At 35.9% G+C, this 16,220-nt stretch carries 11 protein-coding genes and 4 pseudogenes; 12 read left to right on the top strand and 3 right to left on the bottom strand.

Annotation, left to right across the window (positions count from 1 at the left end; all coding sequences use genetic code 11):
• Nucleotides 1-266: 266 nt before the first annotated feature.
• A pseudogene (locus ABZ559_RS01110) lies at nucleotides 267-509 on the bottom strand (tyrosine-type recombinase/integrase); the annotation flags it as partial.
• 336 nt (nucleotides 510-845) lie between these two features.
• Between ABZ559_RS01110 and ABZ559_RS01115 the strand changes: the two are divergent.
• The 5 genes and pseudogenes from ABZ559_RS01115 to ABZ559_RS01135 form a co-directional block, all read left to right on the top strand.
• Nucleotides 846-2,048 (top strand): IS110 family transposase, encoded by a 1,203-nt coding sequence (locus ABZ559_RS01115; RefSeq protein ID WP_367006366.1) that lies wholly within the window; start codon nucleotides 846-848, stop codon nucleotides 2,046-2,048.
• A gap of 177 nt (nucleotides 2,049-2,225) precedes the next feature.
• A pseudogene (locus tag ABZ559_RS01120) lies at nucleotides 2,226-3,443 on the top strand (Eco57I restriction-modification methylase domain-containing protein); the annotation flags it as partial.
• Between the two features lie 205 nt (nucleotides 3,444-3,648).
• Nucleotides 3,649-4,086, top strand: a complete 438-nt coding sequence (locus ABZ559_RS01125; RefSeq protein WP_367006942.1) for a hypothetical protein — start codon at nucleotides 3,649-3,651, stop codon at nucleotides 4,084-4,086.
• Nucleotides 4,087-4,224: 138 nt separating this feature from the next.
• Nucleotides 4,225-5,010 (top strand): annotated as a pseudogene (locus ABZ559_RS01130) (Abi family protein); the annotation flags it as partial.
• Between the two features lie 142 nt (nucleotides 5,011-5,152).
• Nucleotides 5,153-5,536: pseudogene (locus ABZ559_RS01135) on the top strand (ATP-dependent DNA helicase); the annotation flags it as partial.
• A 375-nt stretch (nucleotides 5,537-5,911) separates the two neighbouring features.
• Here the strand turns inward: ABZ559_RS01135 and ABZ559_RS01140 are convergent.
• Nucleotides 5,912-6,073 (bottom strand): hypothetical protein, encoded by a 162-nt coding sequence (locus ABZ559_RS01140; RefSeq protein ID WP_367006944.1) that lies wholly within the window; start codon nucleotides 6,071-6,073, stop codon nucleotides 5,912-5,914.
• Between the two features lie 884 nt (nucleotides 6,074-6,957).
• On the opposite strand from ABZ559_RS01140, the gene ABZ559_RS01145 reads away from it, so the two are divergent.
• The 7 genes from ABZ559_RS01145 (at nucleotide 6,958) to ABZ559_RS01175 (ending at nucleotide 15,381) form a co-directional block, all read left to right on the top strand.
• Nucleotides 6,958-8,181 carry an ATP-binding protein gene (locus ABZ559_RS01145; protein WP_367006947.1) on the top strand — a complete coding sequence of 408 codons (1,224 nt, stop codon included), beginning with the start codon at nucleotides 6,958-6,960 and terminating at the stop codon, nucleotides 8,179-8,181.
• Nucleotides 8,182-8,839: 658 nt separating this feature from the next.
• Entirely contained in the window at nucleotides 8,840-9,379 is a 540-nt protein-coding gene (gene nusG, locus ABZ559_RS01150) for a transcription termination/antitermination protein NusG (RefSeq protein WP_018376092.1), read from the top strand.
• Between the two features lie 501 nt (nucleotides 9,380-9,880).
• Nucleotides 9,881-10,735, top strand: coding sequence for a patatin family protein (locus ABZ559_RS01155; protein ID WP_018376692.1), 855 nt, complete (start codon nucleotides 9,881-9,883; stop codon nucleotides 10,733-10,735).
• Between the two features lie 384 nt (nucleotides 10,736-11,119).
• Nucleotides 11,120-12,322: an IS110 family transposase gene (locus ABZ559_RS01160; RefSeq protein ID WP_367005835.1), complete on the top strand. Its 1,203-nt coding sequence runs from the start codon at nucleotides 11,120-11,122 to the stop codon at nucleotides 12,320-12,322.
• A 162-nt stretch (nucleotides 12,323-12,484) separates the two neighbouring features.
• Nucleotides 12,485-13,684: a DUF3114 domain-containing protein gene (locus ABZ559_RS01165; RefSeq protein WP_367006950.1), complete on the top strand. Its 1,200-nt coding sequence runs from the start codon at nucleotides 12,485-12,487 to the stop codon at nucleotides 13,682-13,684.
• Entirely contained in the window at nucleotides 13,671-14,273 is a 603-nt protein-coding gene (locus ABZ559_RS01170) for a hypothetical protein (protein ID WP_367006952.1), read from the top strand. The genes ABZ559_RS01165 and ABZ559_RS01170 overlap by 14 nt, the downstream gene beginning before the upstream one ends.
• A 331-nt stretch (nucleotides 14,274-14,604) precedes the next feature.
• Nucleotides 14,605-15,381 (top strand): InlB B-repeat-containing protein, encoded by a 777-nt coding sequence (locus ABZ559_RS01175; protein WP_367006954.1) that lies wholly within the window; start codon nucleotides 14,605-14,607, stop codon nucleotides 15,379-15,381.
• Nucleotides 15,382-15,411: 30 nt separating this feature from the next.
• Here the strand turns inward: ABZ559_RS01175 and ABZ559_RS01180 are convergent, their stop codons facing one another.
• Nucleotides 15,412-16,206 (bottom strand): LacI family DNA-binding transcriptional regulator, encoded by a 795-nt coding sequence (locus tag ABZ559_RS01180; RefSeq protein WP_026217256.1) that lies wholly within the window; start codon nucleotides 16,204-16,206, stop codon nucleotides 15,412-15,414.
• Nucleotides 16,207-16,220 lie beyond the last annotated feature (14 nt).

Genomic DNA, 16,220 nt, shown 5'->3' on the forward strand with positions numbered 1-16,220 from the left:
TGCCCTATTTAGATAAAACTATTTGAAATTCATTAAAAGTTTGTAAGAAAATTTAGACCCAAAATAGCTTAAATAAAGTAATATGAGCTAGTTCAGATATTGGATTAGCCAAACCAGGTCTTAAGAAAGCTCGTAAAGCTTCACAATTCTCAAAACGTTAATCGTTACGATTATATCAACGTTTCAAGACATTCAAGATTTTTATCTTGGGTGTCTTTTTTGCTCTAAAATTTAAAAACTGCCTGAAAAACTGCCTGATAATTGCCTTATTGATTTTTTGGAAGATTTTCTAGAGCAATCTCTCCAACTGTTTTGGGGATAGTGTCAATGACATTGATATAACCTTTAGTGGTCTCTGAATCACTGTGTGTAAGAGCTTCTGAAATTTGACTAAGAGGATACCCAGCCAATTTGGCTAATGAAGCACCTGTGTGACGTAACATATGAGGTGTGCTATGCTTCAAATTCTTGTGACGACGTTCTACTGACTTCATCTTATACTTAACAAAAATCAGAAATAGCGATATATAGTGTTATGACAAAAGAACTTACCCAAACACAAGTCGAAGAATTAAAGCAAGCCCTTAAAGACAAAAACATACTAAGATTAGTAGTGAGGAAATCTCCGACGGGAGAGAGTACTCACTACTTTTTTCATTCTCAAGATGATAAAGTAGAGGTGTCTTGTTAAGTCGTGGGGCTTTTTGACGCTAGACGTCGCAACAAAAACTGGCAAGACACCTGTTTTAGAAAGAATGTTATCAAAGTATGTGGGACGCCAGACGTCGAGTATTGAAAATGACATCTCTAAAACAAGGAATCATTCAAGACAAAGAGGTAATATCATGCGTGCAGTTTTTGGGATTGATGTGAGTAAAGTAAGTTCAGAAGTGGCCATTCTAGTCAACGGCGAGAAGGTTCATGGCTATACCATGCCCAATGATGCCATTGGCTTTGCTCGGCTACTTGGCGATTTGAAAACCGTCCACAAGCCAGAAATCATCTTTGAAGCAACAGGCGTCTATTCTCGTCGTCTTCAAGCTTTTCTGGATGAACATGGCTACGCTTACACACGGCTCAATCCCTTAGAAGCCAAGAAGCAACTGGATAGCTTGCGTGTGCGGAAAACAGATCAAATTGACGCTGAAAAACTGGCTCAGTCCCAGTTTGTGCTGAATCGTAAACCGACCTATGTCCAAGAAGAAGTCTATCAAGACTTGCGGGATCTCAGCCGTTTCTATCAGAATCTGACTGAGGACATTGTTCGGGCTAAAAATCGTCTACACAAGGTCTTACAGGTCACTTTCCCAGAGTTGGAGACTATCTTATCAACGCCAACTGGGGAACAATACTGGAACTTAGTTACTGCGTTTCCTTGCAAGGACTTCGTGCTTGAGTTAAGCAAGGATGAACTCTCAAAGAGCATCCGTCAGTCCACCTCAAAACGTATTTCGGACAAGCGTGTGGCTTACTTAGCAGAGAAGCTGACAGCACTAGCTAATCAATCTTATTGTGCCGTTAAGAAAACCTCTCCAATGCTGGAAGAGGTGCGTTACTATGCAAAAGAATTGCTTAGACTTTCTGAACAGAGACAGGCAGTCTTAGACCAGATGGTGGAAATAGCTCAACCTTTACCAGAGTATGACATTCTGCTTTCTATTCCTGGTATCGCTGAGACGACTGCAACAAGTATTATTGGTGAACTGGGAGATATTCGCCGTTTTCAGTCTGCCAATCAAATCAATGCCTTTATCGGTATTGACCTGAGACACTATGAATCTGGAAACTTCATCGCTAAGGAACACATTACCAAGCGTGGCAACCCCTACGCTAGAAAGATTCTGTTCAAATGCATTCACAATATCGCTTCAGCTAGTCACACCAATCCTTGCCATATTGCAGACTTTTATGAGAAACGAAAAAGGCAATCGCAAACGACTTCAACCAAGCCACACACGATTGCCTCCATACACCGTCTCATTCGGACAATGTATTACCTCATTACGCATAATAAGCTTTACGATTATACTTCTACCCAAAATCGGTAAAACTGTTTATGCCATATTATTGTAACACCTTATTTCAAAAATCACAAAATAAGGTGTTGGTTTTGTATACACTTTTTATGTAAATCTTTAGTGTAAAGTAAGGTCACTTCCCTATTTTGATGACTGTATGAAAATTATTTTTTCTCTAAAACCTTGATAGGCTTGACAAATGGTAGAAAAGAAGCTAAGAAACAGCGGAAAAATATGATTTCTATTTTACGTGGGGTATCTATCCGTATTCCGATGATGATTTACGGTATGGCGGTCGATTTATCAAAAGACATCACCATTCAGGACTTTATCAAGCAGGTGGATGATGAATCGTGGAAAGAGTTCATGCCAAAAGGCTTCACCAAGGGAATGTTTAGTGAGATTACCAAGTATTATGATGCTGAGGTCTTTATCGAAGCGGGTCGTATTATCCGTCAGCGTGCCAAATCATTTGATGACTTGGACTTCATCGAGCGGGCGGAGCAGATTGCAGAGCTATTTGGTACCTTTAAGAATCCTGACAAGGAAACCGTACTGACACCTTGGCGCGTGGTCAATCTACAAGTATCTAAGTCAGTAGGCGGTTTGAATTTCTATGATGATAACTTTGAGTCGGTGACAGATGGTGCGACGTCAAATCTTCACTGGGTAGACAATGAGATTACCTCATCTATTTATCAGAAAGAAACTAAGATTTTAGATATCAACTCGAAGACAGGTCTCTATCCTCTTCATAGCGCCATTAGTTTGTATTATCAACGAATGGCAGAAAATGATGACAACCGTTTTGAAGCTGATCAAGTCTATCAGGAGATTTTAGCGAATAACATCTATGCTATTGCCAAAACACCAATGGCAAAAACCATTACCGAACGTACACTGACAGGCTATCGGAAGTACAAAACCAATGTAACTTACATTGAAAGCTTGACAGATACCCTAAAAACAGATATTGAACAAGGTAAAAAACTAGTCGAGGAGGCATTTAACAAGGTGAAATTTGATGTAGTGATAGGAAATCCTCCGTATCAGGAAAGTGCAACAGAAAAAGAGATGGTTTCTGGTCAGCAGCAAAGGGTTAATAATGTTTTTCAATTATTTCAAAAACTTACTGATAAATTGAATCCTAATCATTCTGTACTTATTTATCCTGGAGGACGCTGGATGCAACAATCTGGTCGTGGAATGAATGAATTCGGAATAGAGCTAATAAACAGTACTAACCTGATCCACTTGATTTATTATCCAAATGCAAATGAAATCTTTGGAGAAGTGGCAATCTCAGATGGTATTTCAATTGTTCATAAAGACTATAGTAAAACATCCGATACATTTGAGTATTCGCTAGTTGAGGGTGGAAAAATTTTGGCTATTCAGAGAAATTATCCAGGCAAGGAGACGTTTGTAATTTATCCTACTGATGAAACGATTGTTCAAAAAATTAAAAAGTTTGTTGCTGATAATAATTTAAATTTTCTGTCATCTTCATCAACGATTAATCAAAAGCTTTTCCAAATTGAAAGTAATTTTGTTGAACTAAATCCTGATAAAGTTGAGATTTACAATGGTCAGGAATTTGATAAAAAAACTCAAATTAAACTTCTTGCAAATGACAAAGCAGGTAAGGCTGGATTGGTTTATTGCACAACGAGAAGTTATTAAAGTTAAGCAAGATTTGATTGATAAATATAAAGTTGTTGTATCTAGCACTAATGCTGGTGGTCAGAAGAGGGATAACCAATTGGCAATATTAGAGCCATATACTGCATTTGGTAGGAGTCGTCTTGCTTTAAAGGCTTTTGATACGAGAATAGAATCTACAAATTTCTATAACTATGTTTCTTCGAAATTCATACGTTTTGCATTCTTATTAACTGATGAAAATCTTTCTTCACTTGCAAAGTTAGTCCCTGACTTATTAGACTATACAGAAAATCAAAAAATGATTGATTTTACTCGGGATATAGATGAACAATTCATAAAAATATTGGATTTGACGAATGAAGAGGTTAAAAGAATTGAAGATAGAGTAGATAATTTACGGTAGCAATTAATTTAAGCTGAGTTAGACGCACTATTCTATCGAAAATGTGGACTTTCGAATGATGAAATGCTGATAAAAAGTCTTTCAATTTAATGTTTTGACATAATTAGCTAGTAGAATAAATCATTTAGTCATTTTGATGAAATTATAGCTGTTTATAACTTTGATACGGCCCTCAAAGATTTATTATTTTCACCATTAGTATCTATTGAAACTTCTATAAAGAATTATATTTTAGATGAGTTGGTCAGTGGTTCGAATCCAACATTTGAAAGTATTTATAGCGAAAAATTAACTGACTACCATCGTTTTAGTGGTCAAGATAAAACGATGATGTTAAACAATCGGTTAAACCTTCAAAAAAATATCCACAGTAGTGTTCATATGAATTATGGTAAGAATAAAATGGTAACACATAAGATTAATTCAGGTGAACCTATTCCGCTATGGGTGATGTTTGAAATTATTTCGTTTGGAAAACTAGGTGATTTTGTAAAACAAATGCATAAAGAGGATCGAAAAGCAGTGCTGACGAATCTGGGGATATATGATTGTATGGATACGAATGCTAATCATTTAACGAATCATATCTTTATTTTGAATGAATTAAGAAATGGTATTGCACATAATCATATTATTTTTGATACCAGATTCAAGAATCGCAAGATAAATAATACTTTATTAAATGATTTGAGGATAAAATTTGGTATTACCAGTATATCATTTAAATCCATTGTCGATTATTTATCTCTTATTATCATGTACCTAGAAGCTTTGGGTTACTCAAAGACGGAACTAAGAAGATTAACAAGAGAATTTAAACGAATTGTCGTCGATTTGAAAAATGTAATTCCAACTAGTGAATTTAATAGAATTTTAGGGACGGATGTTTTCAATAAGCTGGCAAAAATCGATAATTACATTTAAAGAAGTAGAGATAAATAGTTGATGAAAATAATATCAGGTGGTAGAATAGTAGTATTGATGGCGGTGTAGATTGCTAGAGACTACACCTGATGGCTTCTGAATTTATTTCGGGAGCCATTTTGTTTTTGTTATCATCCGGTAAGTTCGTGAGATGAATGAAGGTGTTAAACGGACCTACTCGGAGATGGCATCTGCTTTTCTCCATGAACCAAAATACTCAGCACCTGGGAATAAGGTTGTCTTGACGCTTGAGAATAACATTGTCAGCCGTCATCTGCGCACACGAGACAGTTTGGAAAAACAGTTCTCTGATTTTTATGGATTAACAGCAGATGAGCAATTAATTGTCCACTATATGTATAATTCAGGCGAGAGAATGACAACGGCAAAAGCCATTGAGCTTACAGGTAGGAGTCGATCATTTGTTGTTAAATTACTTCATAATCTTCGTGATCTAGAACTTATTACTTGGTTTGGTTCAAGTAAAAATGACCGCAATCAGTATTATCTTTTAGTTGATAAATGATTGCAGTCAGGATACTATTAGTAATAAGAATACAGTAGGAAACAGTAGGAAACAGTAGGAAACAGTAGGAAACAGTAGGAAACAGTAGGAAACAGTAGGAAACAGTAGGAAACAGTAGGAAACAGTAGGAAACAGTAGGAAACAGTAGGAAACAGTAGGAAACAGTAGGAAACAGTAGGAAACAGTAGGAAACAGTAGGAAACAGTAGGAAACAGTAGGAAACAGTAGGAAACAGTAGGAAACAGTAGGAAACAGTAGAACGCAGTAGAATACAGAAAAGTGGCTATCAACAATCAAGTGATAGCCACTTTTTTCATTATAGGCCTTATTTCAAGGATCGGCTGTGAATATGTCAAATGCGCTTAGGTAGAAAAATCATTTATCCACCAATTCTTTCAATAGTTCATCATATTGGTTCATAGCATTTTCTAATTCTTTGTCAAAGTCAAAAGTTGGCTCATCTTTGAGAATGCTAGTTTCTACATTCGGTTCCTCTTTGCAAACTTTTGTAGTACTGATACTCAGTGGAACATTCATTAGCTACGCCTCCCAATTTTGTAACTATATTATACATAGAATGTGTGAAAATTAAAAGTGAATACTTTGGGGTGGTGCATATTTTAGAATCAAGAGTAAGGTAAACTTTTATATTTTCTGGTTCGATTTTGCTTATTTTGCTTGAAAATTTACCTTATTTTGATGAAATTGGATGAAATTTTGAGTTTTGAAATTGGTTAAAATAAAGGATGCCCCAATCAGGTCTTAAGAAAGTACATAAAGCAGGTCAATTGAGTAAACGTTAGTCTGTTTTTTCGGGTTATCGATAACTCAAGTACTTCTCGATTTCGGGAAGTGTTTTTTGTCTAAATTGACGAAATAGTTGATATAGCTGTTGCGACTTTAGTCGCTTACAGATACGGTTATACAGAAAACAAAATTTTTGTGCCTCAAAACGTTAATATCCAGTTATATCAACGTTTCAAATCACTCAAGAGTTCACCTCATGGGTGCTTTTTTGTGCACTTTTTTTAAAAACTCACCTCAAAATTCACCTTATTTTTACCTTATTGCTTCAAAGAGTTTAAAGCGAATTCTCCAACAGCCATTGGAATGACATTAGAGGTATTGACATAAATTTAGGTTATCAAACTGTCGCTAAGAGTCAGATACCTATTCAGTTTCCCTTTAATTTCTCAAAGTCGTTGAAAAGACAAGCTTATTTCAATAACCTTAGTATGTGCACAGAATGTCAATCAATCGGGAGTACATCAAATGAACTATTATTTTCAATTTTTTGAAACTAACTTGTATGTTAATCAGATACTTCCAAATGAATAGAAAAAATCTTCTAAAATTTTGATTATTTCCGATAGATTGAAAATAATTCACGAGTGTGCTATACTATTTTTGAGGTGAAGCGAATGAAATTGGTTGACAGAACAATATATCTAGACTTTTTAAGACGGCATAAAGACCGTCAAGTGATAAAGGTTATTAGTGGTGTCAGGCGATCTGGGAAATCTGTATTATTTCAATTATTTAGAGAAGAACTCTTGGCATCTGGGATTCCTAACCATCAGATAATAGTTTTGAACTTTGAAGATTTAAGATTTTACGATTTGCGAGATTTTCGCAAGTTGAATGATTACATTGAAGAGCGTTTAGTGTCTGAAGATACTTACTATGTTTTTTTAGATGAGATTCAGCATGTTCCACAATTTGAGTTGGTGGTGGATAGTTTATTTATCAAGCCCAATGTTGACTTATATTTAACAGGATCTAATGCATATTTTATGAGTGGTCAGTTAGCAACTAATTTGACAGGACGCTATGTAGAACTTGAGGTTCTTCCACTATCCTTTAGTGAGTATATCTCAGGAGTGCGTGATGAAGATTCCCTAAAATCTAAGGCTGAGCTGTTTAATGACTATTTATTTAGTGCTTTTCCTTATCTTTTACAGACAAAAAGTTACCAAGAGAAGATTGAGTATTTACAAGGTATTTATCATTCGATTCTCTTAAATGACGTTGTTGCAAGAGCAGGGACACCTAGTCCTGACTTATTAGAGCGATTGGTACGAACCATTTTGAGTAGTATAGGTAGCCAAGTGTCAACGAATAAACTTCGAAATACTTTAGTCAGCCAAGGTGTTAAGATTGCGAATGGAACGCTTGAAAATTACTTAGATGTTTTGACGGATAGTCTTCTTTTTTACTCTGTCCCTCGTTTTGATGTTAGGGGGAGACAACTTTTACAACGATTAGAAAAGTATTATGTTGTTGACTTGGGATTTAGACGATTACTATTGCCTGATCACCAAGAAGATTTAGGACATATACTTGAAAATTTAGTCTATCTAGAATTGAGAAGACGTTTTTCAAAAGTCTATATCGGTAATATTGGGAAGTATGAGGTTGATTTTGTTGTCGTGACAGACCAAGGGACCTATGAATATTATCAGGTTAGTGAAACAACTCTTGCACCTGAAACATTGGAACGTGAACTGCGTCCTTTTCATAGTATTAACGACCAATATCCTAAATACCTTTTGACTTTGGATGTTATCCAACCTACAGCTAATTACGAGGGGATTCAGAAAAAAAACATCATTGACTGGCTCTTGGAAGGTAGGGAAGGAAAATAAGGGCCCCTTGCCCATAAGATAGGTTTACATAGATTACATCAGAGTATTGATGTTTGGTGATTGATTGGAAATTCATAGTCTAGAGAAGTCGCCAACTATTGTAGCATCTATATTGAGTTTTTACTGAGATTGTTCAGATGAATGATCTCATCCAACCTATCTTCATTTATTAATAGTCTGGTGTGAGTTTTTTGTATTAGAACCTGTGTTTACAGTTTAGCACTTCTCTCTAAGGCTAGTTTTTGAGCTATTCATCATTAGTTTTTTTCAAAATACAGTCAGTATTCTCTCCCCCTTGCCTTGATTAGCGAAAAAACTATTTCTTATCTATAAGCACCTCGTTTGTGAATGTAGGTTCTTAGTTAACTCAATTCACGTAGTTTGGTAGCAAAACTCACACTATTCAAATAAAATGAGTTGAAATGGAATGAAATTTCAAGCTTTAAAACTTTAGGAAACGCCGGTTTTAGGTTTTTTCAAAAATGCTTCAAATAAAGGATGCTAAAATCACGGCAAACGCAAAGAAAATTCTGTCTCAGGGTTTGTCGTGAATTGATTTGTATTTTGTTGACAAGGTTGGTATTTTTTCCTATAATAAGGGAGAAAACGCAGACAGAGAAGCCGCTAGGCTTTTTTATAATGCAATGAGGAGGAAATTATGTTAGATTCATTTGATAAGGGCTGGTTTGTCCTTCAAACTTACTCGGGTTACGAAAATAAGGTTAAGGAAAACCTTTTGCAGCGCGCTCAAACTTATAACATGCTTGATAATATCTTGCGCGTGGAAATTCCGACACAAACGGTTAATGTTGAGAAAAATGGAAAAACCAAGGAAATCGAAGAAAATCGTTTTCCGGGTTATGTTTTGGTGGAAATGGTCATGACTGATGAAGCGTGGTTTGTTGTCCGTAATACACCTAATGTTACTGGTTTCGTTGGTTCACATGGTAACCGATCTAAACCGACACCGCTCTTGGAAGAAGAGATTCGCTCTATTCTCATCTCAATGGGGCAAACAGTTGATGTCTTTGATACTAACATTAAAGTTGGTGATGTGGTGCAAATCATTGATGGTGCCTTTATGGGACAAGAAGGCCGTGTCGTTGAAATTGAAAACAACAAGGTTAAAATCATGATTAACATGTTTGGTACAGAAACACAAGCTGAACTTGAATTGTACCAAATTGCTGAATTGTAATAAGTGACGTTAGACTAAGTCCGGTGCCGCTAGCTTAATAGTTTGTAATCTTAATAACCAGTTGAATGATTCTTTTTTAAGATCATCATTCGGCTGGTTATTTTTAGTGCATTAGGGGAAAGATTGGTAAATTCAGTTTTAATTATTTATACTATAACGGTAAAACTTTTAGTAGAATCTATTGTTTCACTATTTTTCACACCGTATTGATACAAACTTGATTTATCTTCAACTTTCAAAACTTTTCTGAGTACTGGAAGCGAGAAATCAAGGGACGAATTTTCATCTTGATAAGCTACTATCTCATTTGAATAGATATCGTTAATGCTTCGTCAATCTTAAATTAATGACATTAGGGTGAGTAATAAAATTTTATCTTTTCTTTCTGGGTTTTATTAAGGTTGGGGTGTCAAGTATGATTTGTCAAGATAAGCTATTTTCTGACAAGTTGACTATGAGTTTGTTATAATGGGGATTAGAAAAAACAAGGAGGAGAGATAGATGTCTGTTGGCTTAGTCTTGGAAGGAGGCGGAATGCGCGGGCTGTATACTGCAGGAGTTTTGGATGTTTTTTTGGATGCTGGCGTTAAAGTGGACGGTATTGTGTCAGTTTCTGCGGGAGCACTTTTTGGAGTCAATTATGTGTCAGGACAGCGCGGAAGAGCGCTACGTTACAATAAAAAATATATCTCTGATCCTCATTACATGGGATTTTGGTCTTGGCTGAGTACTGGAAATATGGTTAATAAGGACTTTACTTATTATAAAGTTCCTATGGAATTAGATGTTTTTGATGAGGAGGCTTTTGAAAAATCAGGGATTCCTTTTTATGCAACCTTGACCAATATAGAAACAGGGAAAGCAGAATATCACAAGATCGATAATGTTTTTAAGCAGATGGAAACTTTACGTGCTAGCTCAGCCTTACCAGTGGTCTCTAAAATTGTTGAAGTAGATGGGAAAAAATATCTGGACGGCGGCCTGTCAGACTCTATCCCAGTTGATTTTGCCAAAAGTTTGGGCTTTGATAAGCTTATCGTTATCTTGACCCGTCCTATTGACTATCGTAAAAAACCATCTAGCGGACGTGTTTATAAACTACTTTATCGGCATTATCCTAATTTTGTAAAAGTTGCTTCAAAACGTTACCAGCACTATAATGATACCGTGGAGCACATCATTGAACTTGAAAAATCAGGTCAAGTTTTTGTCATTAGACCAAGTCAATCCATTGATATAGGACGTTTGGAAAAAGATCCAGATAAATTTGAAGAGGTTTATCAACACGGTGTGGCTGATGCGGAACAAAGTATGGCTGACCTGTCAGTCTATTTAACAACAAATCCTAAGGATTAAGGCAATAATGACACACTTGTTTTTAGACAATAGTTTTATTAAAATAAAATTTATGAAAAGTTATCGTATCGTGTTTGCCAATCTTATTTTTGGGCTTGCCTTCTTTTTTTGTACAAACGCTTTAGCAGAACAAAAACATACTAAGATTAGTAGTGAGGAAATCTCCGACGGGAGAGAGTACTCACTACTTTTTTCATTCTCAAGATGATAAAGTAGAGGTGTCTTGTTAAGTCGTGGGGCTTTTTGACGCTAGACGTCGCAACAAAAACTGGCAAGACACCTGTTTTAGAAAGAATGTTATCAAAGTATGTGGGACGCTAGACGTCGAGTATTGAAAATGACATCTCTAAAACAAGGAATCATTCAAGACAAAGAGGTAATATCATGCGTGCAGTTTTTGGGATTGATGTGAGTAAAGTAAGTTCAGAAGTGGCCATTCTAGTCAACGGCGAGAAGGTTCATGGCTATACCATGCCCAATGATGCCATTGGCTTTGCTCGGCTACTTGGCGATTTGAAAACCGTCCACAAGCCAGAAATCATCTTTGAAGCAACAGGCGTCTATTCTCGTCGTCTTCAAGCTTTTCTGGATGAACATAGCTACGCTTATACGCGACTCAATCCCTTAGAAGCCAAGAAGCAACTGGATAGCTTGCGTGTGCGAAAAACAGATCAAATTGACGCCGAAAAACTGGCTCAGTCTCAGTTTGTATTGAATCGTAAACCGACCTATGTCCAAGAAGAAGTCTATCAAGATCTGCGAGATTCAAGTCGGTTCTATCAGAACTTAACTGAGGACATCGTTCGAGCTAAAAACCGTCTGCACAAGGTCTTACAGGTCACTTTTCCTGAATTGGAAACTATCTTGTCAACACCAACTGGGGAACAATACTGGAACTTAGTTACTGCGTTTCCTTGCAAGGACTTCGTGCTTGAGTTAAGCAAGGATGAACTCTCAAAGAGCATCCGTCTGTCCACTTCAAAACGGATTTCTGACGAGCGTGTGGCCTACTTAGCAGAGAAGCTGACAGCACTAGCTAATCAATCTTATTGTGCCGTCAAGAAAACCTCTCCAATCATGGAAGAGGTCCGTTACTATGCAAAAGAATTGCTTAGACTTTCTGAACAGAGACAAGCAATCTTAGACGAAATGGTGGAACTAGCTCAACCTTTACCAGAGTATGACATTCTGCTTTCTATTCCTGGTATCGCTGAGACGACTGCAACAAGTATTATTGGTGAACTGGGAGATATTCGCCGTTTTCAGTCTGCCAATCAAATCAATGCCTTTATCGGTATTGACCTGAGACACTATGAATCTGGAAACTTCATCGCTAAGGAACACATTACCAAGCGTGGCAACCCCTACGCTAGAAAGATTCTGTTCAAATGCATTCACAATATCGCTTCAGCTAGTCACACCAATCCTTGCCATATTGCAGACTTTTATGAGAAACGAAAAAGGCAATCGCAAACGACTTCAACCAAGCCACACACGATTGCCTCCATACATCGTCTCATCCGGACAATGTATTACCTCATTATGCATAACAAACTTTACGATTACACTTTAACCCAAAATCGGTAAAACTGTTTATGCCATATTATTGTAACACCTTATTTCAAAAATCACAAAATAAGGTGTTGATTTTGTATACACTTTTTATGTAAATCTTTAGTGTAAAGTAAGGTCACTTCCCTATTTTGATGACTGTATGAAAATTATTTTTTCTCTAAAACCTTGATAGGCTTGACAAATGGTAGAAAGAAGCCTGCATCAAAACTTGAAACCTATGTCAGTCAGTTGAAACAGCCTTTATCCACCTCAGAACAGCAGCAATTGGTTCGGCAGTTGGAAACGGACGTCAACGCTCTAAAATCATTTGGTTGGAGTGAAAAATCTATTCAAAAGGTATATTTGAAGGTTCCTTCTAAAAAGAAAAATGTCAGTCAGTTAAAAGTACTTTTTACCAAACGGTCTGACCAAGCTAAGCTGTTTGGTAGTGATATTTTTCAGCAGATGTGGGAATATGATGTTAAGGGAGCTAGTCAATCAAAAGCTAAGAAACTTCTAAAATTGGCTCTCGAAGCAGTGGGAATGCCAGATGAAATTTCAGGGAGTCCGCAGGAAACAGCGGAGCTGATTAGCCATTTTTCAGACGATATTGAGCCAAATGAAAATTTTTGGAAAATCTTTTCAAGAACAGTTCAGTTGGCGTTTCCAGGGAGAAGTTTGGCAAAGCCAGGAGATTTGCAACATCGCCTGCATCAGTTACGTTATGTTATCTCTGCCCAGCAAGCGCAATGGGTTCGAAAAGAATATAGAAGTCAGGGTTTAACAGATGCTCAAGCTCTAGCTCGTTATATGAAAGACATGGATGAATCCAATGCTGTTGTCGAGGGAATTGGCATTAAAGATGATAGATATTATTATAACTATGATTGGGGAGAATCTTCTCGCTTACACAATAAGATTGCCATTTCAAATCAATCCATTTCTAAGATCAAGAAAACTTATCCTGATGGAAAAAACCAAGTTAATTTTAAAATTGTGATGAGCTTTTATACTGAGTTTATCCTTGATGAAGATGGTCATTTTGTCAATGAACTAGATCCCGAAGGCAGTACTGAAAATGGTATCATTAACGGTGCTAGCTATAATTATGCTAATGAGAATAACAAAATGCATCGGTATCTTGATGTTTATCCTGTACTTTTGCATGATCCCCAGTTTCGTAAAAGTGTTCTTCAAAAATATGGAGTTGCTTTTAAATCACCTAATAAGGTCAAAAGCCGAGGGTTAGCCGATCGTCGAACACGCTGGGAATATAGCTATTATAATAAAAAGGGCTACTATGGTAGTGTGGGGCTTAGCTGTGCTCAAAGAGTTGCTAAAGCGGTTAAAGCCTTTAAAAAGTTAGTAGAAGGGAGTCAGCATGAAAAAAAATAGGTGGTTGAAGCGCCTTAGTTTACTTTTTTTAGTTCTAATTGGGGGGCTAGGCTTTCTGATTTGGGATTTTTTTCAGGATGAAACGGTTTCTCAACTTACTATAAACCAAACTTACGATGCCTATAATGAATTTAAACTATTGAAAAATAACCGCTGGGTGATGCTTATTGACAATAGTGATTACGAGTCGCAAGATGAGTTAGAGGACGAACGTGTTGACAACTATCCCGAAGAAGTCTACCCTGAGATGACTTTTTTAGAAGGAATTTATAAAAAAGAGGGTGACAAGTATTATTTTTGTGTACTGAAATCAGCTACTATCACGTTCAAATCGGTCAAGGCTGTCAAAGAAAAGAAAATTTTTAAAAAAGCTATAAAGGTGGAGAAAGAGAAAAATTACATATCAGATCCTATTTTGGTTAAACAAGATGATGTCTATATTTATAGGGATATCTACATTGAACAGGATGAAAATGGTAGAGAGAAAGTAAATGTCGAGGACGTGGAGGTTTATCCGTCAGATAATCATATTCCAAACTCTGTTTCGCAATTCTTGAAACAATTCAAATTGGTTTCAAGCACTAAGTAACGATTAATTGTAGTCAGGGCGTTATTGTTCAATTTTTAACATTCCCACTACGAACAGTTTTTTGCTTTGAAATAACAAAGCTACATCTCAGAGAAGTTTGCTATGTGTCATGGGACATATTTTCTCTGAGGTGTTTTTTTTTATACCCCGAGTGGGTTAACTTCATTTTAGATCTTTCAGTTTGCTTGTCTCGCCAAATTTCATCATATAATTTTTTTGATTTTAAAGAAAAACAGCTTGACAATTGGAAACGATTGCAATAAAATAAAATTAACTTAAACGTTTAAGTTGAGCGAGGTTTTCTTTATTAAAATATTTGTGAGGTATTATCATGAAAAAAGGATTTTACATTTTAACAATTGCAGCACTTTCTTTTACTTTAACTGCTTGTAGTCAAAATTCACAAACTAGTAGTTCTTCTGGAACGAGTACATCAGAAGTTTCATCCAATAAGGTAACTTATTATGATAGTGATGGTACAACTATTTTAAAAACAGCTGAGGTAAAAACGACTGCAGATGCTTTAGAGTACGTTCCAACAAAAGATGGCAAAATTTTTGTTGGTTGGTTTATTAAACCAGATTATTCACGAAAATTGACAGAGAGTAGTAAATTGACAAATAATTTATCACTTTATGCAGGATTCTCAACTTATGAAGAAGATACACGTCAATTTATTGTTGTTGGAAACGGGAATAGTGATGTTTTAAAGGTATCTAATTGGGGAGCTACTGTCAGTGATGAACATAAATTGACTAAAGAAGATAGCGATGATAGTAATCTTTACACTATTACATTGACATTAGAAGAAGGAGATGAGTTCCAATTTGCCATTAATAGCAGTTGGGAAAACCAAAGAGGTTTTGGATATTTAGAAGCTACTAGTATTGATGGTGTGACCTATCTTGAAAATTCAGGTGGTCTAGGAGAAACGTCAAGCAAACGTTCGAATATTAAAGTAGCAAAGGCTGGAACATACACATTTACTTTGACCACACATCCTGCCGAAGACACTTATGATACTGAAAACTCTGAATATGCTGATGATAAGAAGGAGTCCTTCAATATTAATAATTTTGATACAATCACATGGACCTATGAAGAGTAAAAATATAGAGACTAGGATTTATCCTAGTCTCTATACAAGAATGTTATGATTACTAATTTCTGTACGTTGTGAAGCCCATTCAATTGCTTGAAAGACCTTGTCAAATTTTTCTTCAGAAAAATTAGGAATATACAATTTGGTTTCAGAAGATGAAAGTAAATTATTTAAAATTGAATCTATAACTAATATATTTTTATGGTTATTTGAGGTAAGGTCATCTACTGTTTCAATAAAGACTAGAGAGGGAAAAACTTCTTTTAAACGTTCTCTTCTCACACAATCTTCAATAGGTAGACTCAGAAAAGTAAAATTCTGTCCTTTGAAGTAAGTGTTTGCTAGTTCTTTCAATTTTTGAAGGTCAGAATTAATTTGAAAGAAGAGTGGGTCATTGACGAAACTATCAAGCGCAATCAAAGGAGCGAAATTGGCATTACCAATTCTGTAAAAATCATCTTTATTGATATCTAAAGTCAGTATAACATCAGCTAAATCAAACTTTTCGATATGTGGCTCACTCAGACACATTAAATGATAGTTTTTATCATGAAGAAAGTTTGACAATTTATTAATAAAATGAAGTTGTTCAGCTTTTTTTAAATAGGAAGTTGCCTCTTTATAGTATAAAGCGACAATATATGACTTTTGAGTGACGAGTGATTTTGCTGTTTGATTGGGTGTATAGTTGAGAAGATTGATAATTTGTAGAACTTTATTTCGAGTTTCAGGGCTAATTTTTTGATCTTCACGATTATTGATAATGTATGATACGGTAGCCACAGAGACCCCAGCTTCACGAGCGACATCTTTCATAGTAATCTTTTTCATAGATTTGTTATATA

This window comes from Streptococcus sp. ZY19097 (assembly GCF_040731245.1).
Classification (GTDB): Bacteria; Bacillota; Bacilli; order Lactobacillales; family Streptococcaceae; genus Streptococcus; species Streptococcus orisratti.